This is a genomic window from Streptomyces sp. CBMA156 (assembly GCF_014596515.1).
In the GTDB taxonomy this organism is placed as follows: domain Bacteria; phylum Actinomycetota; class Actinomycetes; order Streptomycetales; family Streptomycetaceae; genus Kitasatospora.
This window is the reverse complement of the sequence record NZ_MSJQ01000344.1, coordinates 25274-49652: the sequence shown is the minus strand read 5'-3', so window position 1 is coordinate 49652 and position 24379 is coordinate 25274. Positions and strand designations below refer to the sequence as shown.

Sequence of the window (24379 nt, the reverse complement as noted above, 5' to 3'; positions counted from 1 at the left end):
CGCGACCGACGGCGCCGGCGCGACCACCGCCCCGGCCGCCCCGCCCGCCACCCCGGAGAGCCCCGCTCCCAGCACGAGCTGAGCCGGGCGGACCGCACGAATCCGGGGGGACCGCGCACGATCCCGTGAGCCCGGCCCTGACGCCGCCGTCGGCCAAGACCGATGGCGGCGTCAGGGCCGGGCTGCGCGTTGTCCGGGAAGGCCCGCCTCGGCCGGGAGGGCCCGCGAGGCACCCCGACAAGCCCTCGTCGAAGCCCTCGTCGAAGCCCTCGCGAATGACTCGGCGCCCGCGCCTGGACGGCGCGTGGAGGCGTCCGGGGGCGCGCGGGGTGGTGAAGGCTTCCGCCCGGTGAGTGCGGGGCGCAGCGGCAGCCGGGGGCCGGTCGGCGGGGGACAATGGCGGGGTGATCAGTAGCCCCGTTCTCGACCCGACCCGCCTCGCCAAGTTCCGCGAGGCGCTGCTCGCCGCCTCGTTCACCGCCGACGGGTGCCTGGACCTGCTCGGGCCCACCGGCTATTCGGCGTTGGCCCGCAGCGAGGCGGTCCCGGCACTGCGGGCGACCCGCGGTGGCAGCCCGCTGGAGACGCTGGTGCGGCTGTTCCTGCTCCAGCAGCCGGTCCCGTACCGGGCGGCCGCCGCCGCGCTGCCGGTGGAGGACTGCCTGGCGGACGGCTGGCTGCGTTCCGACGGCGATCTGGTGCGCGCCACCGTCGACGTCCGGCCGTACGCCAACGAGGTGGCCGGGATGCCCAGTTCGGATGCCTGGGTGGTCTCCGACCTGGGCTGCGCGGTGGGTGGCGCGGGTGGCATCGGCTCCGGCGAGACCGCGCACGGGGTGGCCCGCAAGGACCTGGTGCTGGGCGTCGGCGGTGCCTCCACCACGCTGGCCAACATCACCGTGCGCCGTCCCGTCCGGGCCGCGCTGGACCTCGGTTCGGGCTCCGGGGTGCAGGCGCTGCACGCGGCTCGGCACGCCGGGTCCGTCACCGCCACCGACCTCAACCCGCGCGCGCTGCGTTTCAGCGAGCTGACGGTGGCGCTGTCCGGTTTCGACAACGTGGAGGCGTCCGCCGGAAGCCTCTTCGAGCCGGTCGGGGAACGGAAGTTCGACCTGATCGTCTCCAACCCGCCGTTCGTCATCTCGCCGGCCGGCCGGTTCACCTACCGCGACGGCGGCATGGCCGGTGACGACCTGTGCCGCAGCCTGGTCCGTTCGGCCGCCGATCACCTGGAGCCCGGTGGCTACTGCCAGTTGCTCGCCAACTGGCAGCACGTCAGGGGCGAGGACTGGCACGAGCGGCTGGCCGGCTGGGTCGCGGGCACCGGGCTGGACGCCTGGATCGTCCAGCGCGAGGTCCAGGACGTGGCCCAGTACGCGGAGTTGTGGCTGCGCGACGGCGGTGACCACCGCGGCCCCGGCGGCGACTACCAGGCCCGGTACGGCGAGTGGCTGGACGCCTTCGAGGCGGGCCGGGTCGAGGGCATCGGCATGGGCTGGATCACCCTGCGGGCGAGTGGCGCCGAGCATCCGACTGTCCGGGTGGAGGAGTGGCCGCACCCGGTGGAGCAGCCGCTCGGCCCGCACATCGAGGCCTGGTTCGACCGGCAGGACTTCCTGCGCTCGAACGACGACGCGGGCCTGCTCGCGGCCCGTTACGTGCTGGCCGACGAGGTGGTCCAGGAGCAGCTCGGCGCGCCGGGGGCGGAGGACCCGGAGCACGTGGTCCTGCGCCACAACCGCGGCATGCGGCGGGCCACCAAGGTGGACACGGTGGGCGCGGGCTTCGTCGGGGTCTGCGACGGGACGCTGTCGGCGGGCGAGATCGTGGACGCCATCGCCCAACTGCTCGGCGAGGACCGGGTGGTCCTGCGGGACCGGGTGCCGGAGTCGCTGCGGCTGCTGACCGAGCAGGGGTTCATCGACCCGGTCCGCTGAGAGCCGGCCTGCCGAGAACCGGCCAACCGGCCGACTGCGAACCGGCCAACCGAGAACCAGGTCGGCCCCGGCGGGTCCGGTTCATTCGCCCGTACCCCCTGATTCGTCCCACCGCCGCCGGGCGGCCGCCTCCCGTTGGCCCTCCGCTGTGAAGCTCTGTCCACAGGCTGTGGACAGAGCTGAGGAGCCGGGGGCCAGGGGTGGACACGACGACGGCGATGGTGGGCGGGCTGGTGCTCGCCTTCTTCGGTGGCGTGCTGCTGCTCTGGTGCGCCGCCGAAGTGCGCCTGCGCCTGCGAGTGCGCCGCCGGGGACTGTCGGCGGTGGCCACCGTCATCGCCGAGGACGACGTGCACGGCCGGCTGGACAGCGCGCCGCTGCTCTCCTTCTCGGTGCCGCCCGCGGTGGGCGGCACCGGCGCGTGCGGGATCGCGGGCCTCGTGGTCGCCCGCCCGCGCGGACACACCCCGCTGCGCCGTCCGGATCGTTTCGCGCCAGGCGCCTCGGTGCGGATCTGTTACGACCCCCAGCGCCCGAGCCGGGTGGTGCTGGCGGCCGGGGAGATCAGCCGGGCGGCCCTCGTCGACCTGCTGTGGAGCGTCCTGGGCGCGGGCTGTCTGGCGGCGGGCGCCGGCCTCCTGGCCGCGGCCGGCGGCTGAGCCCCACGACCCGCGGGGACGTGCCGTCGGCGGAAATCGCGCCATCCTGTGCCCACCCGTCGATTTTCCGTTGACAGATCTCGAAATCCGTCATTCCATCCTCCGGAACCTGTCGAAGGCCCCCCTCCGCGGGGCACGAACCTCCGTCATCGGGTTACCGTTCGAGTGGCGTCGGTGAGCCCGGCAAGTGAAAAAGCGGGATCCGTCCGTTTGACAAGGGTGGCCGGGGTACGGTCACACTCCGCTGGTGGGGGTGTCGTGCCGCGACAGCCCTGGGACGGTGGAGGGGTCGGGCGGAGCGCAGCCCGTGCTGCCGGCGCCGACCAGCCACATAAGGACCGGGAGAGAAGAGCGAAGGTGTCCCCGAGCAGCGAGACCGCGCACGGACAGCGACTCGTCATTGTCGAGTCGCCGGCCAAGGCGAAGACGATCAAGGGCTACCTGGGCCCCGGCTACATCGTCGAGGCGAGCGTCGGGCACATCCGCGACCTGCCCAGCACCGCGGCCGAGGTGCCGGAGAAGTACACGGGCGAGGTGCGCCGTCTCGGGGTCGACGTCGACCACGACTTCGCGCCCATCTACGTGGTCAACGCGGACAAGAAGTCCCAGGTCAGCAAGCTGAAGTCGCTGCTCGCGGAGTCCGACGAGCTCTTCCTCGCCACCGATGAGGACCGCGAGGGCGAGGCCATCGCGTGGCACCTCCAGCAGGTGCTCAAGCCCAAGGTGCCGGTGCACCGGATGGTGTTCCACGAGATCACCAAGTCGGCGATCCAGGAGGCCGTGGCCAACCCGCGCGAGCTCAACCAGCGCCTGGTCGACGCCCAGGAGACCCGCCGGATCCTCGACCGCCTCTACGGCTTCGAGGTCTCGCCGGTGCTGTGGAAGAAGGTCATGCCGAAGCTGTCGGCGGGCCGCGTGCAGTCCGTCGCCACCCGCCTGGTGGTCGAGCGGGAGCGCGAGCGGATGGCCTTCCGCACCGCCTCGTACTGGGACCTGGTCGGGACCTTCGGCACCGGCAGGACCGCGGCCGACGCCGCCAGCCCGGAGACCTTCGGTGCCCGGCTGTTCTCCGTCGACGGCAAGCGGATCGCCAGTGGCCGTGACTTCGGCTCCGACGGCCGCCTGAAGGCGGGCAGCGCCAACACCCTGCACCTGGACGAGCAGGCGGTCCGTCAGCTGGCCGCCGCCCTGGAGCAGACGGCGTTCGGCGTCCGCAGCGTCGAGTCCAAGCCCTACCGCCGCTCGCCGTACGCGCCGTTCCGCACCACCACGCTCCAGCAGGAGGCCAGCCGCAAGCTGGGCTTCGGTGCCAAGCGGACCATGCAGGTGGCCCAGAAGCTGTACGAGAACGGCTTCATCACCTATATGCGTACCGACTCCACCACCCTGTCGGACACCGCGATCACCGCTGCCCGGGCCCAGGTCACCCAGCTGTACGGCGCCGACTACCTGCCGGCCGCCCCGCGCACCTACGCGAGCAAGGTCAAGAACGCGCAGGAGGCGCACGAGGCCGTCCGCCCGTCCGGCGACCGCTTCCGCACCCCCGCCGAGACCGGTCTGACCGGCGACGACTTCAAGCTGTACGAGCTGATCTGGATGCGCACCGTCGCCTCCCAGATGAAGGACGCGGTCGGCCAGTCCGTCACCGTCAAGGTCGGCGGCACCTCCGCCGACGGCCGGGACGTGGAGTTCTCGGCCTCCGGCAAGATCATCACCTTCCACGGCTTCCTCAAGGCCTACGTCGAGGGCGCCGACGACCCGAACGCGGAGCTCGACGACCGCGAGCGCCGGCTGCCGCAGGTCGCCCAGGGCGACCCGCTGGCCGCCGAGCGGATCACCCCGGAGGGCCACGCCACCAAGCCGCCGGCCCGCTACACCGAGGCCTCGCTGGTCAAGGAGCTGGAGGACCGGGAGATCGGCCGCCCCTCCACCTACGCGTCGATCATCGACACGATCATCCAGCGCCGCTACGTCTTCAAGAAGGGGACGGCACTCGTCCCGTCCTTCCTCTCCTTCGCCGTGGTCAACCTGCTGGAGAAGCACTTCGGCCGGCTGGTCGACTACGACTTCACCGCCAAGATGGAGGACGACCTCGACCGGATCGCCGCCGGTGAGGCGAAGTCCGTGCCGTGGCTGAAGCGCTTCTACTTCGGCGAGGGCGAGGGCCACGTCGCGGGCGGCGCCGCCGAGGCCGGCAACGGCGACGGCGACCACCTGGGCGGTCTGAAGGAGCTGGTCACCGACCTCGGCGCGATCGACGCCCGGGAGATCAGCTCGTTCAAGGTCAGCGACGACATCACCCTGCGGGTCGGCCGCTACGGCCCGTACGTCGAGCGCGCCTCGACCGTCGAGGGCGAGCCCGGTCAGCGTGCCGACATCCCGGACGAGCTGCCGCCGGACGAGCTGACCGTCGAGCTGGCGGAGGAACTGCTGGCCAAGCCCAGCGGTGACTTCGAACTCGGCCCCGACCCGGTCAGCGGCAACATGCTGGTCGCCAAGGACGGCCGCTACGGCCCGTACGTGACCGAGATCCTGCCCGAGGGCACGCCGAAGACCGGCAAGAACGCGGTCAAGCCGCGTACCGCCTCGCTGTTCAAGACCATGTCGCTGGACACCGTCACGCTGGAGGACGCGCTGCGGCTGCTCTCGCTGCCGCGGGTGGTCGGCGCCGACGCCGAGGGCGCGGAGATCACCGCGCAGAACGGCCGCTACGGCCCGTACCTCAAGCGCGGCACCGACTCCCGTTCGCTCACCAGCGAGGACCAGCTCTTCACGATCACCCTCGACGAGGCGCTGGCGATCTACGCCCAGCCCAAGCAGCGCGGCCGGGCCGCCGCCGCCCCGCCGCTCAAGGAGCTGGGCAACGACCCGGTCAGCGAACGTCCCGTGGTGGTCAAGGACGGCCGCTTCGGCCCGTACGTGACCGACGGCGAGACCAACGCCACGCTGCGCAAGGACGACGAGGTCGAGACGATCACGCCGGAGCGCGGCTACGAGCTGCTCGCCGAGAAGCGGGCGCGCGGACCGGTGAAGAAGGTGGCGAAGAAGGCCCCGGCGAAGAAGGCCGCGGCCAAGAAGACCACCACCACCACCACCAAGACCGCGGCGACCAAGACCGCGGCCGCGAAGAAGACCGCCGCCAAGAAGACCACCACCACCAAGACGGCGGCGGCCAAGAAGACGGCGGCCAAGAAGACCGCCGCGAGCAAGACGACGGCGACCGACGAGGGCTGATCCCAGGTCATCGCCGACGGGCCCGTGCCCCCGATCCCCGGGGGCGCGGGCCCGAAGTCCGTCGGGGGTGTGCGGGGAACGTCACAACCCGGTGATGAGCGCGATCCGGAAGCCCGTTCGCCTCAATCCGGCCAACCCCAGCCCGCTACGCTGACCGTATGACGAGCGAGGAGCAGCCCAACCCCAGCGCCGCCCCGGCCGCCAGAGCCCGGGCGTCCGACCTGCCCGAGGTCTCGCCCGCCGGCACGCCGGCGGACCGGGCCAGGGCGCTGCTGCGGACACGCCCCTACCGGCGCCTGTGGACCACCCAGCTGATCGGCGGCACCGCCGACCGGCTCGGCCTGCTGGTGCTGCTCGCGCTCACCGTGATCGCCGCCGCGCAGGGCGACCGGTTCGGCAGCCTGCCGCGCAGCCTCGCCTTCGCCCTCGCCGCGGTCCTCGCCGTCCGGGTGCTGGCCACCGGGCTGGTCGGGGTCGCGCTGCTCGGTCCGGTGCACCAACTGGTCGCCGGCCGGCTGGACCGGCGCTGGACGCTGTTCGGTGCCGACGTGCTGCGCGCCCTGCTGATCGGCCTCGCGCCCTGGTGGAGCGTCTGGCTGGGTTCCGCGGCGAAGCCCTCGGGGGCCGCCACCTACGCCCTGCTCGCCACCGTGTTCGTGACCGGCGCCGCCGAACGGGTCTGGGAGATCACCAAGACGGCCGCCGTTCCCGGCCTGCTGCCGTCGGCCGATCCGTACCTGCCGGCCGCCGAGCAGCGTCCCGCCGCCGCCAACCTGGAGAGCGTCCGGGGCATCGACCGCTTCACCGGCTGGGTGACCGTGCCGCTCGGCGCCGTCGGCCTGGTGATCCTCACCCTGCTCAACAACATCGGCGCGGCGCTCGGCTCCGACTGGCTGCGCTCTCACCAGCTCACCTTCGCGGCGCTCGGCGCGGCCGGGCTGTTCGCCGCCTCGGCGGTCCGCGGCTACTTCCAGCAGCTGCCCGGCGGGCCGGTGAAGGTCGCCCCGGTCTCTCCGCTCCAGGGCCTGCGCGCCCCGACCGACGCCGCCCCCGGCCCCGCGCTGAGCAAGGGCCGCACCGGCAGCGCCCCGTACTTCACCTTCGCCGTCGCGGCCGGCTACGCCGCGATGGCGGGCGTCGCCGCGCTCGCGCTGCTCACCGCCGCCGAGCACCGCGCCGGGCCGATCGGCTTCGGCCTGCTGGTGCTCGCCGCCGCCGGGGCGCCGGCCCTGGGCGCCCGGCTCACCAGGGCCACGCTGCCCTCGCTGTCCCGTCGCCGGCTGCTCGCGCTGGCGCTGCTCACCCAGGGCGTCGCGCTGATCCTGGCCGGGCTGGTGCTGGACTTCGTGCTGGTCCTGCTGCTCACCGTGCTGGCCGCGCTGGCCGCCGGGATCGTCGTCTCGGCCGGGCGCACCCTGCTCGCCCAGGAGGTCGAGGAGGCCCGGCTGCCGAAGGTCACCGAGCACCTGTTCGCGGTGCTGCGGGTCGTGGTCGCCGCCGCGCTGGTCGCCGTCCCGCTGATCGCCGCCGGGTACGGGGACGTCGAGTACGGCACCGTCGAGCCCGGTTCCTTCACCTTCATCCACGGCGGCGCGGCCCTGGCCGTCGTCACCTCAGGACTGCTCACGCTGGTGCTCGCCGCCGTCGTGCTGCTGCGCACCGACGACCGGCGCGGCACCTCGCCGTTCGTCCGGGACCTGGTCGACGCGGTGCGCGGCCCGGGCGGCCCGGTGCCGCATCGCGGCACGGGCACCGGCTTCTTCATCGCCCTGGAGGGCGGCGACGGCGCCGGCAAGTCGACCCAGGCCCAGGCGCTCGCCGAGTGGATCCGCGGCAAGGGGCACGAGGTGGTGCTCACCCGCGAGCCCGGCGGCAGCCCGGTCGGCCAGCGGCTGCGCGGCCTGGTCCTGGACGTCGGCAACACCGGCCTGTCGCACCGGGCCGAGGCGCTGATCTACGCCGCCGACCGTGCCGAGCACGTCGAGAACGTCATCCGTCCCGCCCTCGCCCGCGGCGCCGTGGTGATCACCGACCGGTACATGGACTCCTCCATCGCCTACCAGGGCGCCGGGCGCGACCTGGCCGCGACCGAGGTCGCCCGGATCTCCCGCTGGGCCACCGGCGGACTGCTGCCCGACCTGACCGTCGTCCTGGACGTCGATCCGACCAGGGCCCGGGAGCGCTTCACCGAGGCGCTGGACCGGCTGGAGTCCGAGCCCACCGAGTTCCACCAGCGGGTCCGGGCGGGCTTCCTCGCCCTCGCCGCCGCAGACCCGGAGCGCTACCTGGTCGTGGACGGCAGCCAGGCCCCCGGCTTCGTCACCACCGCCATCCGGCACCGGCTCGACCGCGAGCTGCCGCTCTCCGAGCAGGAGCGGGCTGCCCGCGCCGAGCAGGAGCGGCTGGCCAAGGAGGAGGCCGAGCGCCGCGCCGCCGAAGCGGCCCGCAAGAAGGCCGAGGAGGAGGCCGCCGAGCGCAAGCGGCAGGAGGTGCTCGCGCAGCTGCGGGCCGAGCAGGCGGAGAAGGAGCGGCTGGCCGAGGAGGAGGCCGAGCGGGCCGCCGCCGAGGCCCGGCGCAAGGCCGAGGAGGAGGCGCGCCGCCGGGCGGAGGAGGAGGCCAGGCGCCGCGCCGAGGAAGAGGCCAAGCTCCGCGCGGCGGAGGAGGCCAGGCTGGCGGCGGAGGCCGCGGAGCGCAAGCGGATCGCGGACGAGGCGGCCGCCCAGGCGGAGCTCCAGCGGCAGCGTGAGCTGGCCCGCGAGGAGCAGCGCCGCCGGGCGGAGGAGGCTCTCCAGCGGGCCGAGGAGGCGCGGCTGGCGCAGGCCGCCGCGCTCGCGGCCGCGGCTGCTGCCGCGGAGACGGCGGAGGGCCGGGCCGAGGGGCGGCCGGGTTCGGGTTCCAGGCCGCCGGCGGCGGCGGGGGATGCCGTGACCACGGAGCTGCGGGCGATCCGGGATGTTCCGGAGGACGCTTCGCAGGGGTCGCAGGGCTCGCCGCAGGCCGCGTCGGGCGGGCTCGGGGACGAGGCGACGCGCGAGTTGTCGCCGCGGGACCGGCAGGCCGCGGTCCGGGCGGCGGAAGCCGTTGAGGCACGCAAGGCCGCCGAGGCGCGCCGGGCCGCGGGTGGGGCGTCCGGTGGGGTGGACGAGACCGCCAAGCTGCCTGTGGTGCCGGCTTCGGCGGTGGACGAGACGGCCGTGATGCCGAGAATTCCGGCGGAGGCCGACCGGACCGAGGTGCTGCCGCGGATCGAGCCGGGGCGCTCCGAAGTCCGTCCCGAGAGCCGTCCCGGTAGTCGGCCGGCCCAGGGGCCGCGGCGGACGGGGCCGGTGGACGGCACCCGCGAGCTGCCGGTGGTCGGCGCGGAGCCGGCTGCCGCCCCGCAGCCGAAGCCGCAGTCGGGCGCAGAGCGGCCGAGGCCGGACTGGGCCGAGGAGACGCCGCTGGACGACCTGCCGAGCCTCACCGACACCCTGCTCGGCTCGCACGACGAGTGGTCGCGCTGGGAGCGCGGCGGCCCGGGCCAGGAGGGCCCGTACGCCGGCCCGCAGCCCGGTGCGCAGCCCAGCCCGCAGCCCGGTGCGGAGCGGCCCGAGGGCCGTGACGGGGGCGACCAGGGCAAGGACGACGGCAAGGGCAAGGGCCGTCGCTGGGGCCGCAGGGGCTGACCGGACACGCGTGCGCGGCGCCGTCGGGGCAGGTCCCCGGCGGCGCCGCGGCGTTCCGTCGGGCGGTGGTCGGGGAGCGGTCGGGGAGCGGTCGGGGAGTGGCCGGGCGGTGATGGGGGAGTGGCCGGCCCAGTGGGCCGCCACCCGCGGGGCCGGCCTTCCCGTCCGCCGTGGCCCGGACGGAGCAGTGGGTGTCGGACCGGAGACGTATGCTCGACGGCGGGGAAGAGGCGCCACGGCGCTGCCGTACGGAGCTTGGGAGCAGCAGTGGCCGTCTGGGACGACCTGGTGGGCCAGGAGCGGGTGGTCGAGCAGCTGACCGCCGCCGCCCGGGCGGCCGGGGCGACGGTCGAGGCCGGTCGCGGAGCCGCTCCGGTCGAGGGCGTGAACGCCTCCCTGATGACGCACGCCTGGCTGTTCACCGGACCGCCCGGCGCCGGGCAGGTCACCGCCGCGCGCTCCTTCGCCGCCGCCCTCCAGTGCACCAGCCCCGACCTCGCGCTCGGCGGCACGCCCGGCTGCGGGTTCTGCGACGGCTGCCACACCGTGCTGGCCGGCAGCCACGCCGACGTGAAGTACGTCCGCACCGACGGCCTCTCCATCGGCGTCGGCGACATGCGCGCCCTGGTGCTGCGCGCCTCCAGCTACCCGACCGGCGGCCGCTGGTCGGTGATCCTGGTGGACGCCGCCCACCGGCTCACCGAGGCCGCGGCGAACGCGCTGCTCAAGGGCGTGGAGGAGCCCTCCCCGCGCACCGTCTGGCTGCTCTGCGCCCCCTCCGTCCAGGACGTGCTGCCGACCATCCGCTCGCGCTGCCGCCTGCTGGTGCTGCGGACTCCCGCGGCCGAGGCGGTCGCCGACAACCTGGTCCGCCGCGACGGCGTCGACCCGGAGACCGCCAGGCTCGCCGCGCTCGCCGGGCAGGGCGACATCGAGCGCTCGCGCCGCCTCGCCGTCGACGAGCAGGCCAGGACGCGTCGGACCGACGTGTTGCGCATCCCGCTGGAGGTCGGCGACATCGGCGGCTGCCTGAGCGCCGCCCAGCGCCTGGTCGACACCGCCAAGGCCGATGCCGAGGCCCTCGCCGAGACCCAGGACGCCAAGGAGACGGACGATCTCAAGGCCGTCTACGGCGCCGCCGAGGGGACCAAGGCGCCGCGCGGCATGGCCGGGGCGGTCAAGGAGCTGGAGAAGCGGCAGAAGAGCCGCGCCACCCGCACCCGCCGGGAGACCCTCGGCATCGCCCTGCTCGACCTGCTCGGCTTCTACCGGGACGTGCTGGCGATCCAGCTCGGCTCCACCGGCGCGCTCGCCAACGAGGACCAGCGGCAGGCGCTGAACCGGGTGGCCCAGGCAGGACCGGCGGAGGGCACGCTGCGCCGGATCGAGGCGGTACTGGCCTGCCGCCGGGCGCTGGACCGCAACGTGGACCCGCTGCTCGCGGTCGAGGCGATGACGGTGGCACTGCGCGCGGGCTGAGCGGCTGGGCCGAGGGGGTGGGCCGAGCCCGTTGAGCGTGCGGGCCGAGCGCGTCGAGCGCGCGGGCTTGGAGACTGCTCCACCGGGCGCTGCCCGTAGGCCTCCCGGAGTCCGGGCTGTCCCACCTTCGAGTGAACGAGCGACACTCGCCGGGCACACCGTCGTGTGACCGTCCGCCGGTTGTGCACGCTGGGGCCGACCGCGCCCGCCGCCGGGGCGGTCGCCTCCCGCACGCGCCGGTCCAGGTTCGGCGCGGCCCCCTCCAGAGGTGGTGCGTCCCGTGGTTCGTTCGCTCCTCGTCATCCCCCTGCTGGCCGCCGCCCTCGGCGGGATCTGGCTGGCCAGGGGAGCCCGACAGCGCTGGCGCGACCTGCGCGCCGCCGAGACCTACGAGCTGGCCGGCGACCGCTGGCCGATGCTGCTGCGGGCGGCCGGGGCGATGGTCTGCGGGGTGTGCGTCACCGCCCTGACGGTGCTCACCGCGCTCGGTGCCTTCGGTGGCCTCGGCAGGAGCGGCCAGGAGCCGGACCGGGCGGAGACCGTCGTGGACGCGGCGGGTACGGGGGCGGAGGCGGACGCCGGTTCGGGTACCGGGAACGGCTCGGGGACGGCGGGCCGGCAGCAGCAGGCGGCGCCGCCCGCGGCCGCCGAGCCGCCCGCCGCCGCGGCTCCCGCTGCTGCGGCGGCTCCCGCCGTGGTCAGCCGCTTCGACAGCGTCGGCCACCCGGGCGGCGGCGAGCTGCTGCAGTCCGCCGTGTTCGGCCCCGACGGTCACCCCCGCAACGTCCGGGTCTGGCTCCCGCCGCAGTACGCCAAGGAGCCGAACGCCCGCTTCCCGGTTGTCGTGATGCAGGCGGCCGCGCCCCAGAAGACCGCCGACGCCGAGGTACCGGACGTCTTCGAGGGCATCGGCTCGGCCCTCCAGACCGGCAAGGCCCGCCCGTTCATCCTGGTCGCCCCCGAGGCGCCGAATGGCACCGGGCACCCCTGCGAGCTGGTCGCCGCCGCCCCGGCCGCCGTCGCTGACGACGCGACGCTGCGCACCACCATCGCGGCCTCCTTCCGCACCCTGCCGCCGGGCCCGGCCTCCTGGGGCACCCTCGGCGTCGAGGGCGGCGCGCCCTGCGCGGCCGCCGCCGGGCTGGCCAGGCCCGACCTGTACGGCGCGGCCGCGGCGGTCTCCGGCCGGTACGACGCCACCGCGCTCACCCAGACCGGCGCCGAGGCCCCGGCCGGCAGCTCGGCCAAGCTGCTGCTGGCCGCCGCCAGGGCCGACTCCGCGGGGCTGGACGCCGCCCGCAAGCTCCAGTCCGCCCTGAAGGCCGGCCCCGGAGCGGCGGCCAAGGCCGAGGTGCGGATCTCGGACAACGTGCAGGACTTCACCCCCGACCGGGAGCGGCTGCGGCTGGTCCGGCAGGCGGCGCAGTTCCTGGCCGAGGCGCTGGCCAGGGCGTCCTGAGCGCAGGTGCGGCGGCGCTAGGCTGCCCGGTGCCCGGGGCGGGTACCGGGCAGCGGCGTTTCCTCCGGCGTGCTCGTCCGGCCGAGCTCGTCCGGCCTGGCTCGGAAGCGTGTCTCCCGGTGTGTTCCAGGTGCTGGTCGATTGCGGAGAGGTGGCGGATGAGGGCCTTCGGGCGGGCACAGGCACTGGCTGCGGCGCTGGTCGTCCTCGGTCCGGCGGCGGGTGGATGCAGCACGGATCCGTCCGGGCCACCGGCGTCCTCCGCCACGGACCCGGCCGGCTCCGGCAGGCCCTCGGCCCCGGCCGCCGGAGGGACCCCGTCGGCCGGATCCGCCCCGACGTCCGGGGCGACCCCGCTGGAGCCGCTGCCGGCCGCCGTCCCGGCCGCGCTCGCGCCGTACTACGCGCAGGGGCTGGCCTGGCAGCGGTGCGACAGCGGGTTCGAGTGCACGACGTTCAGGGTGCCGCTGGACTACGACCACCCCGGGGACGGCGACCTCACCCTGGCGGCCGCCCGCGCGGCGGCCGAACCGGAGGGCTGGGACGCCGGTTCCCTGTCCGGTTCCCCGTCCGCGGCCGCCTCGCCGGGCGCGAAGCTCGGCTCCCTGCTGCTCAACCCGGGCGGGCCCGGCGGCTCGGCGATCGAGTACCTGGAGGCCGCGGCCCGGACGTACGACCGCGGGGTGCGCGCCCAGTACGACCTGGTCGGCCTCGACCCGCGCGGGGTCGGCCGCAGCAACCCCGTCAGCTGCCTGAACGGCGACCGGATGGACGCCTACACCGCCGTCGACCTGAACCCGGGCGACCAGCACGGGATCGACGCGCTGATCGCCGCCGACCGGGAGTTCGCCGAGGGCTGCCGGCAGCAGGCCGGGGCGGCGCTCGGGCACCTCAGCACCGTCGAGTCCGCCCGGGACATGGACGTGCTGCGCGTCCTGCTCGGCGACGAGAAGCTGAACTTCGTCGGCAAGTCCTACGGCACCTTCCTCGGCGCCACCTACGCCGGGCTCTTCCCGAGCCGGGCCGGACGGCTGGTGCTGGACGGCGCGATGGATCCGGCGCTCGACTCCGTCACCGGCAACCGTGCCCAGGCGGGCGGCTTCGAGACCGCCTGGGCCGCCTTCGCCAAGGACTGCGCCAAGCGCGAGGACTGCCCGCTCGGCCGCACCGAGCAGGAGGTCGGCGAGCAGCTCACCGCCCTGCTCGCGGGCGTCCACGCCGGCTCGCTGCCCACCACCGGCAACGGCCGCCGGCTCACCGGGGCCCAGGCGACCACCGGCGTCATCGAGGCCATGTACGCGGACTTCCTCTGGCCCCAGCTGCGCGCCGCGCTCGCCGGCGCCAAGGCCGGCGACGGCACCGGCCTGCTGAAGCTCTCCGACGACTACTACGGGCGCGAGGCCGACGGCTCGTACCCCAACCTGATGTTCGCCAACACCGCGGTGAACTGCCTCGACCTGCCGGCCCCGTTCGGCGGGCCGGAGGACGTCCAGCGGGCGGTGCCGGAGTTCGAACGGGTCTCGCCGCACTTCGGGCGCGACATGGCCTGGATGGCGCTGGCCTGCACCTACTGGCCGGTCCGTGCCACCGGCGCGGCGCACACCATCCGGGCCGCCGGCGCCGCCCCGGTCGTCGTCATCGGCACCACCCGCGACCCGGCCACCCCGTACGCCTGGGCCCAGTCACTGGCCGGCCAGCTGGAGTCCGGCCGTCTGCTCACCTTCGACGGTGACGGCCACACCGCGTACGGCAGGCACAGCACCTGCGTGGACACCGCGGTGAACCGCTTCCTGCTGACCGGGGAGGCCCCGGAGCAGGGCAAGCGCTGCGAGCGGTAGGGCCTGGCCGGCGCCGGCCGTCCGACAGGTGATTTCTACTTCAACCAATCAGCGGTACGACGTTACGATGAGCGCCCCCTGCCACCCTCCCCCTGCACCGGAGCTCATCGTGCTCGGAGTCAACGACCTGGCGACGTACGTCCTCGGCGCCCTCGTCATCATCCTGCTGCCCGGCCCCAACTCCCTGTACGTGCTGTCCGTCGCGGCCCGCAAGGGCGTCCGCACCGGCTACCGGGCCGCGGCCGGCGTCTTCATCGGCGACCTCACCCTGATCAGCCTCACCTCGCTGGGCGCGGCCTCCCTGCTCAAGGCCAACCCGGCCGTCTTCGCCGTGGTCAAGTTCGGCGGCGCCGCCTACCTGCTCTGGATCGGCTACGGCATGCTCCGCGCCGCCCGCCAGCTCTGGCGCGAACGCCGGGCCGTCGCCGACCCCACCGCCCAACCGGCCCCCGAGTCCACCGAGAACCCCTTCCGCCGCGCCCTGGTGATCAGCCTCCTCAACCCGAAGGCCATCCTCTTCCTCCTCTCCTTCTTCACCCAGTTCGTCGACCCCTCCTACGGACAGCCCGCCCTCTCCTTCGCCCTCCTCGGCGGCATCCTCCAGACCTTCAGCTTCCTCTACCTCTCCCTCCTGATCTTCGCGGGCACCACCCTCGCCACCGCCTTCCGCCGCCGCAAGCGCCTCTCCGCCTCCCTCACCAGCGGCGTCGCCGTCCTCTTCGCCGGCTTCGCCGCGAAGCTCGCCGTCTCCTCCGCCTGACCACCGCGGCCCCGGCATCCCGTTACGGATCACCTGCGAACCTGTGTAGACTGGCCCGCGTTGCCGCCACACACGGCAACGGTGCCGCCTTAGCTCAGCTGGCCAGAGCAACGCACTCGTAATGCGTAGGTCGCGGGTTCGAATCCCGCAGGCGGCTCTGTGAAAGCCCCAGGACTCACTCGCCGTGACCTGGGGCTTTTGCCTTTTCATGACCCGTGGGCAGGCGTCGGCGGCGCGATACAAGATCGCTTGCGTGAGCGCGGATGTTGATCTCGAGTTGCCCCTTGGCCTTTCTTGGCCTCGGACTTCGCCTTTTTCGCGGCCTTCCGCGCCAGACCGGGGGTCCGACAGGTGAACCGGATTCACGGATCAGGTGTCCTTAGGACGCGGCCTTCGTGGGCCACGATCGCAGCGGCAATGCCCGGGCGTTCCTCGGCAGTCTGCTGTGCCACGTCTAGTCCTCCAAGCACGCCAGGACATTGACTGCGGATCGCTTGGCCCCACGCGTAGTGGTGGCCGACATGGGAAACCATCGACGCATGAGCGAAGAACCGACTTCTTGGGCCAGGATGGTGGCGAGGAGCGAGCTTGCCGAGCCACTGCCCCGCCGCTGGGCGCACACTCAAGGCGTGGCAGACCGAGCCGGCCGACTCGAAGGAGTTCTCGGTCAGAAGACCAGGCTTCTCATCTGTGCCGCTCTGCTGCACGATGTCGGCTACGCGCCGAGGCTGGCGGCAACAGGTTTCCACCCGCTCGACGGCGCGCAATTCCTTCGTGATGTCCATGGGGCCGATGACCAGCTCACGCGGTTGGTGGCGAACCACTCGTTCGCGCTGTTCGAAGCCGAGGAACGAGGCCTCCGGGAGGTGCTGGAGGCCGAGTTCCCGCTGCTGGAGGACCAGCTCCTGGTCGATGCCCTGGTGTGGTGCGACATGACGACGACGCCCGACGGTAGCCCGACCACGGCTGAGGCACGTGTGGCGGAGATCCTCGGCCGCTACGGGGCGGAGAGCGTGGTGGGGCGCTTCATTCGCCGGGCGTCGCCGCAGATCTTCGCGGCCGTCGAACGAGTGGAGGCGGCGCTGGCGGCTCAGCCCAAGTAGGGGTAGGTGTCGGCGAGGTAGTCGCCGATCTGCTGGCGCATGCTGGGGTGGATGTCGTACTGGTCGAGGTCGGCGGGCCGGATGAAGCGTACGCCGTCGGCCTCGTCGTTGATCGTGGGCTCGCCGCCGATGGGGCGACCGATGTAGGTGTTCTCGTACTGCTGGCGGATTTCGCCGTCGGTGTAGGCGACGATGTGGTTCGGGTTGGTGTAGACGCCGAGGAAGCTTGTGATCTCGGCTTGGATGCCGGTCTCCTCCAGGCACTCGCGCACCGCGCACTCGGCGGCGGTCTCGCCGATGTCCTGAGCTCCGCCGGGCAGGGCCCACTGGCCCGTGTCCCGGCGGCGCTGCAGCAGGATGGCTCCGGAGTCGTCGACGACGAGCAGATTGCTGGCAGGGACGAGGGTGTTGGCCTTGGGGGCGTTGGGGTCGTAGTAGTACTCAGTCCTGCCCACGGGCGGCGGTCCCCTCCAGGTCGGGCGTCCAGGGCCGCGCATGGGCCCAGACTGCTTCGAAGCTCTGAGCGTAGTTGTCGAACCAGCCGGCCGGGTCCACTCGCTTGAGGTGGAGCAGTGGGTTGGCGCTGGCCGGCTGCCCGAAGATGTGCGGGTTGACCAGCAGGTTGTCGTCGTAGCGGAAGAGGGAGTTGTACAGGGTGGTGTCGTGAAGCCTCACCTCGCAGCCCTCCTCCGGGAGCAGAGGACGGTAGTAGGTAAGAGAGGCGCGGATCTTGGCGGCGAGGGCGTCGCCGATTCCCTCCTCGCGGCCTCTGACTGCGGCGGCTCGCCCGCTCGGGTCGCCGAAGCACAGTCGTACCTGGACGCCGTCGGCCGCCCGCTCGGCGAGCATCTTGGCGACGTGCGGGTTGGACTGGGCGAAGAACGTCCCGGAGAAGACAAGCACGTCGATCCGCTGCCGGGCTTCTTGCAGCAGGGCCAGCCAGGTCTCACGGGGCACGCTGGCCCGGTTCTGGTAGGTGCCGACGAGCTCGGTGCCTGACCCGCCGGTCCGTCGGCCTGCGCCGGGCTGCGGGTCCGGCCAGAGGAAGGTCTCCTCAATACGCAGGAACCGAGCGGCGCGGAAGCGGTGCCTCGGGTGGGGCATGCGCCCGCCGAGCCAGCGGCCAACGGTCTTGGGGTCCACTTCGCAGGCCTCGGCGAGCGCCGCGGGCTCTATGCCTCGTTGAGCGAGTACGGAGTGAAGTCGCTCGTTCACAGAGGCTATACAAGCCGAGCCGGGCGCGGCTGTGCAAGGACGTTGTGGGACGTTCTGCTGGAGTTGACGGTCCGCCAAGGTGCTTACGCTGGCGAGATGCAGCTCATCGTTCTGTGGGACATCGACCACACACTCATCGAGAACGCCGGGGTGAGCAAGGAGATCTACGCCGCCGCATTCACCGCGCTGACCGGCGCCTCGCCGACCGTGGGAGCGTCAACGGAAGGCCGCACTGATCGCCTGATCATGCGAGGCATGTTCCACCGAAACGGCCTCTCGGAGCCCGACTGGCCGATCGTCGAAGCCGCCCTCAGCCGAGCCGGCGAGGAGCGCTTGGGTGAACTACGCCGACGTGGGGTGGCCCTTCCGGGCGTACTCGATGCCCTCAAGGCGGCGTCGAGCCAGGCAGATTGGGTGTCATCGGTACTGACCGGCAACATCGCAGCGAATGCTCGCGTGAAGCTGTCGGCCTTCGGCCTCGATCCACTGTTGGATCTCACTGTCGGGGCCTACGGCGCTGACGCAGAACAGCGTCCCGATCTGGTCGCCGTCGCTCGTCAGCGTGTCCAGCGCTACCGCGGACTGTCCAGTGATGTCCCGGTCGTCCTGGTTGGCGACACGCCACGGGACATCGAGGCAGCGCTCACCACGGGATCCGGGATCATCGCGGTCGCTTCCGGCAGTCACAGCCAGGCTGAGCTGAAGGCGGCCGGGGCTCCGGTGGTGCTGCCGGACCTGTCGGACACGGTTGGCCTTCTTGCACTGCTGGAAAACGTCCCAGGACGTCCCTGAACTGTCCAAGTATGCGGTGATGCGGTCTTCGCACTCTCCGCAATCATCGGGTCTCCACCAGCCAGTCGGCCGAGGGAAACCCCACGTGATCGGGGAAGTCACTGGCAGTGGCCCGCACTGGGCTGGTCGTGTTCTTTCGGAGCAGCGGGTCCAACCCTCTGGCAACCCGCCCGGCATGGTCGTATCTGCCTCAGGCCAACTCGGAACTACGAAGGACGCATAGATGAGTGACTGGGAGTTCGTGAAGGACAGAACCGCCACCGAAGGCGCCGTGTGGAAGTCGGCCGACGGTCTGCTCTACAAGCGGACCGGTGGTGAGGATCTGCGGGCGGAGGCCGAGTTCCAGCAGCTCGCCGCCGGCCTTGGTTACCCGGTGCCGGAGATCGTCGACAGCGGCTCGGAGAGCGAGAGCTACTTCGTCATCGAGCGCGCCATCGGCGACAGCTCGCTGCACGAGGAGGCGCTGGCCGACGCCCGGCAGGATGGTCAGGTCAGCTACCAGGTGATCAGCACGGCGGCGGCCGTCGCATCGAAGCTCCTGCAGGCCCAGGCGAGGCACCCCCTCCCCGCCACGCCGTGGTTCGAGAAGGCGGCCTTCGCGGCAGAGGTCTTCGAGGAGAACCCGGACCTCGACACCCCGCGCGTCCACGAAGCGGTCAAGCATGCCCTCGACCGGCTGGCCCAGCTCCCGATGGTGCACGGACATCTCGACTACGGCCTGCCCAACGTCCTCCAGGCCGGCGTCATCGACTGGCAGCACCACGGACCGGTCCCGCTCGGCTACGACGTCTACCCCGCGCTCGACATCGTGGCCTTCAAAGGCGGCGGCAAGGGCTACAGCATCACCTCGGAACAGCGCGCCGCCTACACCGGCGCGCTCGACGAGACCACCGCATCCCTGATCGGGCAGCGGGTGAGCGAGCACCTGGGCGACTTCCTGCTCGTCAAGTGCTTCTTCTTCCTCGCCCTCATGCGGCCCACCGACCCCACGCGGCACGACAAGCACATCAAGTGGCAGTACCGCCGCACCCTCTTCACGATGGGACTTGATCAGTATGAGTCGTCCAACACGATCGACACCGGCACCTTCCCCACTCTGGAACGGTTCACCGCTGAACACCGGTAGGCCGGTTCCCACCGTTCGCGACCGCGACTACCTGATGGACCACCACGGAGTCGTCTTCAAGGTCATCGGCGACAGCCACCCTGGCAGCCACTACCTCGGCTACGTCAAGTACCACCCCGACGAGAAGGGTGACCGTCGGCTCTTCGACCGGACCTACCGGCAGAACAGCGTCGTGTCGAAGTCCTTCGGCATCCTCGCTGGCAGGCCGGAGTGCTACGTCTACTCCGACACCCTCGGCTGCGTCATCACCGGCATCCCGCGAGAGGACGTGGCCGTCCACTACTCCTGCCGCCAGGCCCTCGCCGCCATCCACGAGGACCCCGGCGCGGTCGCCGACAACCCGGCAGGCAAGGACCTCCTTGCGATCACCGAGTGGATCACCGCGAACGACGCCCAGGGCCTGATCGGCGTCACCGGCTCCTTCCTCGTCGGCTGTTTCAACGAGCGCTCCGACATCGACCTCGTCTGCTACGGACCCGAGGGCTACCAGGCCGCCCAGGAGCTCTTCCAGCAGACCGAGCTGATCCGACCGTACGACGGAGACGACCTCACCCGGCTGTACATCCGCCGGGCCAAGTACATGGAGGGCAGCTCATTCGACGCCCTCATCAAGCAGGAACGCCGCAAGCTCCAGGGACTCACCGCCAGCGCCGGCGCGCACATCAACTGCGAACCCATCCGCTCCGACCGCGACAGGACCTTCGCCCGGACCTCCTCCAAGGAGATCGGTGAGATCTCGCTCCTGGCGGAGATCACCGATCACGCCGAGGGCCTCACCACCCCGGCCGTCTACGGGATCAAGGTCAAGACGATCCTCAGCTCGACCATCGACGAGGCCGACTCCTTCGCCCGCAGGATCACCCACATGCGGTCGTACCTCGGCGCCTACACCGGCGCCTTCAGGTCCGGCGACACCGTGCACCTGTCCGGCAAGCTCGTCCACACCCAGGACGGCGAACACAGCGGCTTCGGAATCGAACTCACCCCCTGGACCGTCAGCGGCTCCTACGTCGCCAACCTCGCCGGATAGGAGCCCCGTCTTGCCCCTGCTCGTCATCCGGCACGCCGAGTCCGTCGAGAACGCCGACAAGTACAACGGCTTCTACCAGGACCCCCGTCCCTACAGCGGAACCGCCGCCCACGCCATCTCCCGCACCATCGTCGGCCTGACTCCGCGCGGCTTCCGTCAGGCCCAGTGGCTCGCCGAGGTCCTCCCGCAGCTCGCTGGCCCCGGACCGCACGTCTATACCTCCACCTACCGCAGGGCGATCGACACCGCCGCGATCGCCCTGCCCAACCTCCGCGACGGCTGGCCCCGGCGGACCGCGCTCCTCGACGAGCAGCACTACGGCGACGCCACCTACATGACCAAGCGCGAGCTCTACGACAGCTACCCCGCACTCGCCGAGGACCGCCGCCTGCGCAAGCACATCTGGACTGCGCCGGGCGGCGGCGAGTCGCTCGCCGAGGGCGTGCTCAAGCGGGCCGCTGAGTTCGCCACCCTCGCCCAGGCCGAGCTCCAGGGAGCGTGCACCGTCGTCGCCTTCACTCACCAGACCGCCGCGGTGGCGCTGCGATCCCTACTCGAACTCCGCACGCTGCCCGAGATCCTCGCCGAGGAGCGGAAGGGCAAGATGCCCAACGCCGTGATCCTCCACTACGAGCTGCACGACGACCGGTTCACCCGGACAGGAACCACCACCCCGCCGATCTAGGAGGAGCCCGTGCGACACCTGTTCCTCAACGGGCCCGTCCAGAATGGACCCTTCACCTTCGCCACCCGCCCCGGCAAGGCCGTCGGCATCCGCCTCGCCGCCGCCCTCAACGCCATCCTTGGCTTACCGCCCGCACCCCACCTGTGGAACACCGTCACCCTCGCCGGAGACCTCCGCCACCGCGAGGCCGACGGCCCGAAGATCCCCCGCCAGCGCTTCGAGGCCGACCTGATAACCGACAAGTACCCGCCCGGACAGTTGCCGGTGGGCGGCATCATGACCGACACCGACGCCGAGGTCGCCGGCCTCGCGCTGGAGATGATCGAGAACAACCTCCGCGCCGGCACCCTCACCATCAGTCGCGAGACCGTCCCCACCTGCCGGGCCTGCGGCCACATGACCGGCACCGGCAGCCACCGCTGCAACGTCTGTGGCAGCACCGACACCGAGGACCGCACGGGCTGCCACCTCGTCGCCGAACTCGCGAAGGACCGACCCGTCCTCGACCGCTCGGACGTCCACGCCAGCCACCGCCAGCAGCCCAAGCACCTCCAGCACACCGCCGGCAATGTCGCCGAGCGGCTGATCCTCACCCGAACCCGCGACCACGGCATCGACCTCTCGCCCCTCGGCCTCAACGGCCTCGTCCTCGACCCGCGCGTCGGCATCCACGCCACCGTCCTCGCCGCAGCCCGGCGGCGTGAAGCGGACACGGCCGTCATGACCATCACCGAGAATGCGGCCAACCACATAGCCGCCCATGGCCAGCACTTCCGCGAACACGACGGCACCCGGCTTCAGTACGCCCTGCACGGTCACCTCCCCTACGACCACGCGGCAAGCCTGCAGCCGCTGTACGAGGCGTACCGAGCCACCCAGGCAATCACGGACGGCTTCGAGCAGTGGTTCCTTCCGCTCTTCTCCCTGAAGGCAAAGACAACAACTCGGCCGGACCAGCTGCCTGCGCTTTTCAAGCACTACATGCGGGCACAACTGGCCCAGCCCACCGAGGCCGACGAAGCCGTTCTCAGGGCTGTACAGCACTCGGTCTCCGCCGGTGACACGGAGTGGATCACGAGCAAGCAAGCGCTGGCCAACGTGATGGCTGCCCGCGGGACAGCGCTGGTCGAAAGACGGGTTTAGACCGCTGGGCTTGGATCGTGGGATTTGGCATGAGGGCGCGGGACTGTATGGATCGGATTGGCCGCTGTAGGCGCACGGAGCCACGCCTGTAGGGAATCGGCGAGCTCATCGCCGAGCGCTGTTGCCGCGTAAGGCAGGCGGCCCAGCTTCTCCAGAGCGCGTAGTACGTCACCGAAGGGCTCGCGGCGTAGAGCGGCGGCGGACAGCGCTGCCCCTGTCAGGTCGCCTCCGCGCAGCTTGCGGTGCCAGGAGTTGAGTACGTCACAGGATGTGATGTACGCGTCGAAGCGCCCTTGTACCAAGTCTTCTCGGTTAAGGCCGAAGACTCTGATGCTCTCCTCGCCCTTGCGGGTCTTACCTTCGTACTCGCCAATTGCCACGAGCAATTCGAGGTGGTCGGCTGGATCGTCTGAGCTGGGATCAATCAGCAGACACTGCCCAGTCTCTTCGTCGCAGGGATATTCCTCGCGCTTATAGTTGCTGTTGCATCGAGAGCAGGCCAGCAGGTGGTTGTGCCAGCAAAAGGTAAGCAGCGGGGCGCGAGACAACGGTTCGAAGTGGTCGATATCGGTGCCCAGGCTGTCCAGGCAGTACATGCACCGCAACACACCCGGAGCCATCTTTTCCAGCAGGGTCCGTATCTCGTTTTTGGCGGGCTCCGCAAGACGCCACTCGGCCCTGGCGACTTTGCTGGTGGCGCCCAGTTCCCGAATCTTTTCTGTCCGGCTATCGCATAGCCGGACCAGTCGTTTGGTGGCCGGCAGCCGTTGGACCGGGATCACCCGTCGTTTCCCAGCCGGGCTGCCACCTCGCGCACACGGGCCGAACGGGAGCTGCTGAGCTCGGCAGCCAGCTGGCGATACTCCCAGGCCTCCTGCTCAGTGGCCTCGCCTGAGAAGACCTTCCGCTCCAACGGCACGAGCTTTCGGCGTTGCTCTACAGCACGGCTGGAGTACGGGGACTCCAGGCCGAAGAGTTCGGAGAGTGCAGCGTCTTCGCCACTGCCGTACACGATGCGGTGGTACAGCGCCTCGTCCACGACTTCCGGAGGCCGCTCCTCTTCCGGGCCCGGTAGGCGAATCAAACCGCCAGGGTCCGCCGCTTGGCAGATGTATGGGCTGTGGCTGGTGACGATGAACTGAATCCGGGGGAAGTGGATGCGCAACCAGTCTCCAATACGTCGCTGCCACGTGACGTGGAGGTGGGCGTCCACCTCGTCTACGATCACAACCCCGGGCATCCGGACTATGGGCCGTCCCGCATCATCTGTACCCGCGTCCAGGGTCCCGTAGGCGCTCTGCAATTGCCTCACAATATCCAAGACCAGCGAGGCGACTGTACGGAACCCGTCGCTCATCTCCCGAAGCGGATATGCCTGTTCCGGATTAGAGGCTGGTGAGACCCACAACCCCTCCGAGCTCACCCGTATCGCTCGGTATCCATCTGGCAACAGCCCGTCAGAGAGCAGGGCCTGCACCGTCTCCAACAGTTCGGATGCTTGCTCTTGCCCCTCCAACGTCCTTAGCCGCAACTCCTTGAGCCAGCTCACTCCTTCGGAAAGGGAAGCGTCCTCGTAGAAAAGGGAAGCCATACGACCTGCCGGGCCCGGTGCGAGCATCGTCCTCTGGGCTTCTCCCGACCCTCCGGTCAATCGGCGGAATGGGCCATAACCGGCGCAGAACCAGCCTTGCGGGTGATCGGCCCAAGGGCCACGCGCCGCACCTAGCCAGCCGTACTTCTCGCCGTCATAGGGGGACAGTTGGGGTTGTTGTGGCGTGGCGAATGGGAGCGCACTCGGTATCCCCCCCTCTGGGGCGGTCCAGTCCATTCCCAAGACGACAGGGCCATCAGGTGCCCTGCCGCGCCCGGTGAGCCTGTCGACAGAATAGTCCGGTTCTACGTACACCTGTGCCCAGGCAGAGGTCTTGCCGTTGGTGATCCAGCTGCTGAAGTCTTGAACCAGGGTGCGAGCCACTTGGGGGCCGGCAAGTGTGAGCGCGAGGGCACGCAGGAGCGTGGACTTCCCCGAGCCGTTGCGGCCAGCGATCACTGTCCAGCTGCCGCTGTCATTGGCTGGTAGCGGGAGCTCGTCTACGGCACGTGCTCCCGTGAAACCACGGACGTTCGAGAGTCCGATCCCAGTTACGTACATTCGCCCTCCTCCCTGCCTTGATACTCTGCTGCTTCAGCCTCTCATGAGCTGCTGACATGAATGAGGCGCGGTGCTCCCTTGTTGGAGTGGGTGTTGAAGACA

The 24379-nt window shown here is 71.5% G+C and carries 18 protein-coding genes and 1 tRNA gene; 15 read left to right on the top strand and 4 right to left on the bottom strand.

Features of this window, described 5'->3' with window-relative positions; genetic code table 11:
* The first annotated feature begins 404 nt into the window (after positions 1-404).
* From BU198_RS29740 to BU198_RS29695, 10 genes are all read left to right on the top strand, one after another.
* Positions 405-1937, top strand: coding sequence for a methyltransferase (locus BU198_RS29740; protein WP_188299952.1), 1533 nt, complete (start codon positions 405-407; stop codon positions 1935-1937).
* 200 nt (positions 1938-2137) lie between these two features.
* Entirely contained in the window at positions 2138-2596 is a 459-nt protein-coding gene (locus BU198_RS29735; protein WP_188299951.1) for a DUF3592 domain-containing protein, read from the top strand.
* Between the two features lie 357 nt (positions 2597-2953).
* Positions 2954-5830: a type I DNA topoisomerase gene (gene topA / locus BU198_RS29730; RefSeq protein WP_188299950.1), complete on the top strand. Its 2877-nt coding sequence runs from the start codon at positions 2954-2956 to the stop codon at positions 5828-5830.
* 158 nt (positions 5831-5988) lie between these two features.
* A complete protein-coding gene (gene tmk / locus BU198_RS29725) occupies positions 5989-9495 on the top strand; it encodes a dTMP kinase (RefSeq protein WP_188299949.1) in 3507 nt (1168 codons plus the stop codon).
* A gap of 267 nt (positions 9496-9762) precedes the next feature.
* The gene (locus tag BU198_RS29720) at positions 9763-10974 is read left to right on the top strand and encodes a DNA polymerase III subunit delta' (RefSeq protein WP_188299953.1); all 1212 of its coding nucleotides are present in this window, start codon (positions 9763-9765) and stop codon (positions 10972-10974) included.
* 280 nt (positions 10975-11254) lie between these two features.
* Positions 11255-12433, top strand: a complete 1179-nt coding sequence (locus tag BU198_RS29715) for a hypothetical protein (protein WP_188299948.1) — start codon at positions 11255-11257, stop codon at positions 12431-12433.
* Positions 12434-12591: 158 nt separating this feature from the next.
* Entirely contained in the window at positions 12592-14271 is a 1680-nt protein-coding gene (locus BU198_RS29710) for an alpha/beta hydrolase (protein WP_188299947.1), read from the top strand.
* A 109-nt stretch (positions 14272-14380) separates the two neighbouring features.
* Positions 14381-15031, top strand: a complete 651-nt coding sequence (gene leuE, locus BU198_RS29705; protein WP_188299946.1) for a leucine efflux protein LeuE — start codon at positions 14381-14383, stop codon at positions 15029-15031.
* Between the two features lie 83 nt (positions 15032-15114).
* Positions 15115-15188, top strand: a tRNA-Thr gene (locus BU198_RS29700).
* A gap of 382 nt (positions 15189-15570) precedes the next feature.
* Positions 15571-16134, top strand: coding sequence for an HD domain-containing protein (locus BU198_RS29695; protein WP_188299945.1), 564 nt, complete (start codon positions 15571-15573; stop codon positions 16132-16134).
* Here BU198_RS29695 and BU198_RS29690 read toward each other — a convergent pair.
* Together BU198_RS29690 and BU198_RS29685 are read right to left on the bottom strand one after the other, a co-directional pair.
* Positions 16122-16589 (bottom strand): NUDIX hydrolase, encoded by a 468-nt coding sequence (locus BU198_RS29690; protein WP_188299944.1) that lies wholly within the window; start codon positions 16587-16589, stop codon positions 16122-16124. The two genes, BU198_RS29695 and BU198_RS29690, sit on opposite strands and share 13 nt — an antisense overlap.
* Positions 16576-17349: an XRE family transcriptional regulator gene (locus tag BU198_RS29685; RefSeq protein WP_188299943.1), complete on the bottom strand. Its 774-nt coding sequence runs from the start codon at positions 17347-17349 to the stop codon at positions 16576-16578. The genes BU198_RS29690 and BU198_RS29685 overlap by 14 nt, the downstream gene beginning before the upstream one ends.
* Positions 17350-17445: 96 nt before the next feature.
* Between BU198_RS29685 and BU198_RS29680 the strand changes: the two genes are divergently transcribed.
* From BU198_RS29680 to BU198_RS29660, 5 genes are all read left to right on the top strand, one after another.
* Positions 17446-18141, top strand: a complete 696-nt coding sequence (locus BU198_RS29680; RefSeq protein ID WP_188299942.1) for an HAD family hydrolase — start codon at positions 17446-17448, stop codon at positions 18139-18141.
* Between the two features lie 223 nt (positions 18142-18364).
* Complete coding sequence (locus BU198_RS29675; RefSeq protein WP_188299941.1) at positions 18365-19267, top strand: phosphotransferase; 903 nt, start codon at positions 18365-18367, stop codon at positions 19265-19267.
* A 34-nt stretch (positions 19268-19301) separates the two neighbouring features.
* Positions 19302-20297 (top strand): nucleotidyltransferase domain-containing protein, encoded by a 996-nt coding sequence (locus tag BU198_RS29670; protein WP_188299940.1) that lies wholly within the window; start codon positions 19302-19304, stop codon positions 20295-20297.
* A 10-nt stretch (positions 20298-20307) separates the two neighbouring features.
* Entirely contained in the window at positions 20308-20982 is a 675-nt protein-coding gene (locus tag BU198_RS29665) for a histidine phosphatase family protein (RefSeq protein WP_188299939.1), read from the top strand.
* A gap of 9 nt (positions 20983-20991) precedes the next feature.
* A complete protein-coding gene (locus BU198_RS29660) occupies positions 20992-22125 on the top strand; it encodes a hypothetical protein (protein ID WP_188299938.1) in 1134 nt (377 codons plus the stop codon).
* Here BU198_RS29660 and BU198_RS29655 read toward each other — a convergent pair.
* Both BU198_RS29655 and BU198_RS29650 read right to left on the bottom strand, forming a co-directional pair.
* Positions 22122-22907: a hypothetical protein gene (locus BU198_RS29655; RefSeq protein WP_188299937.1), complete on the bottom strand. Its 786-nt coding sequence runs from the start codon at positions 22905-22907 to the stop codon at positions 22122-22124. The genes BU198_RS29660 and BU198_RS29655 overlap by 4 nt on opposite strands.
* Positions 22904-24277, bottom strand: coding sequence for an AAA family ATPase (locus tag BU198_RS29650; protein ID WP_188299936.1), 1374 nt, complete (start codon positions 24275-24277; stop codon positions 22904-22906). Before BU198_RS29650 ends, BU198_RS29655 begins: the two co-directional genes overlap by 4 nt.
* Positions 24278-24379 lie beyond the last annotated feature (102 nt).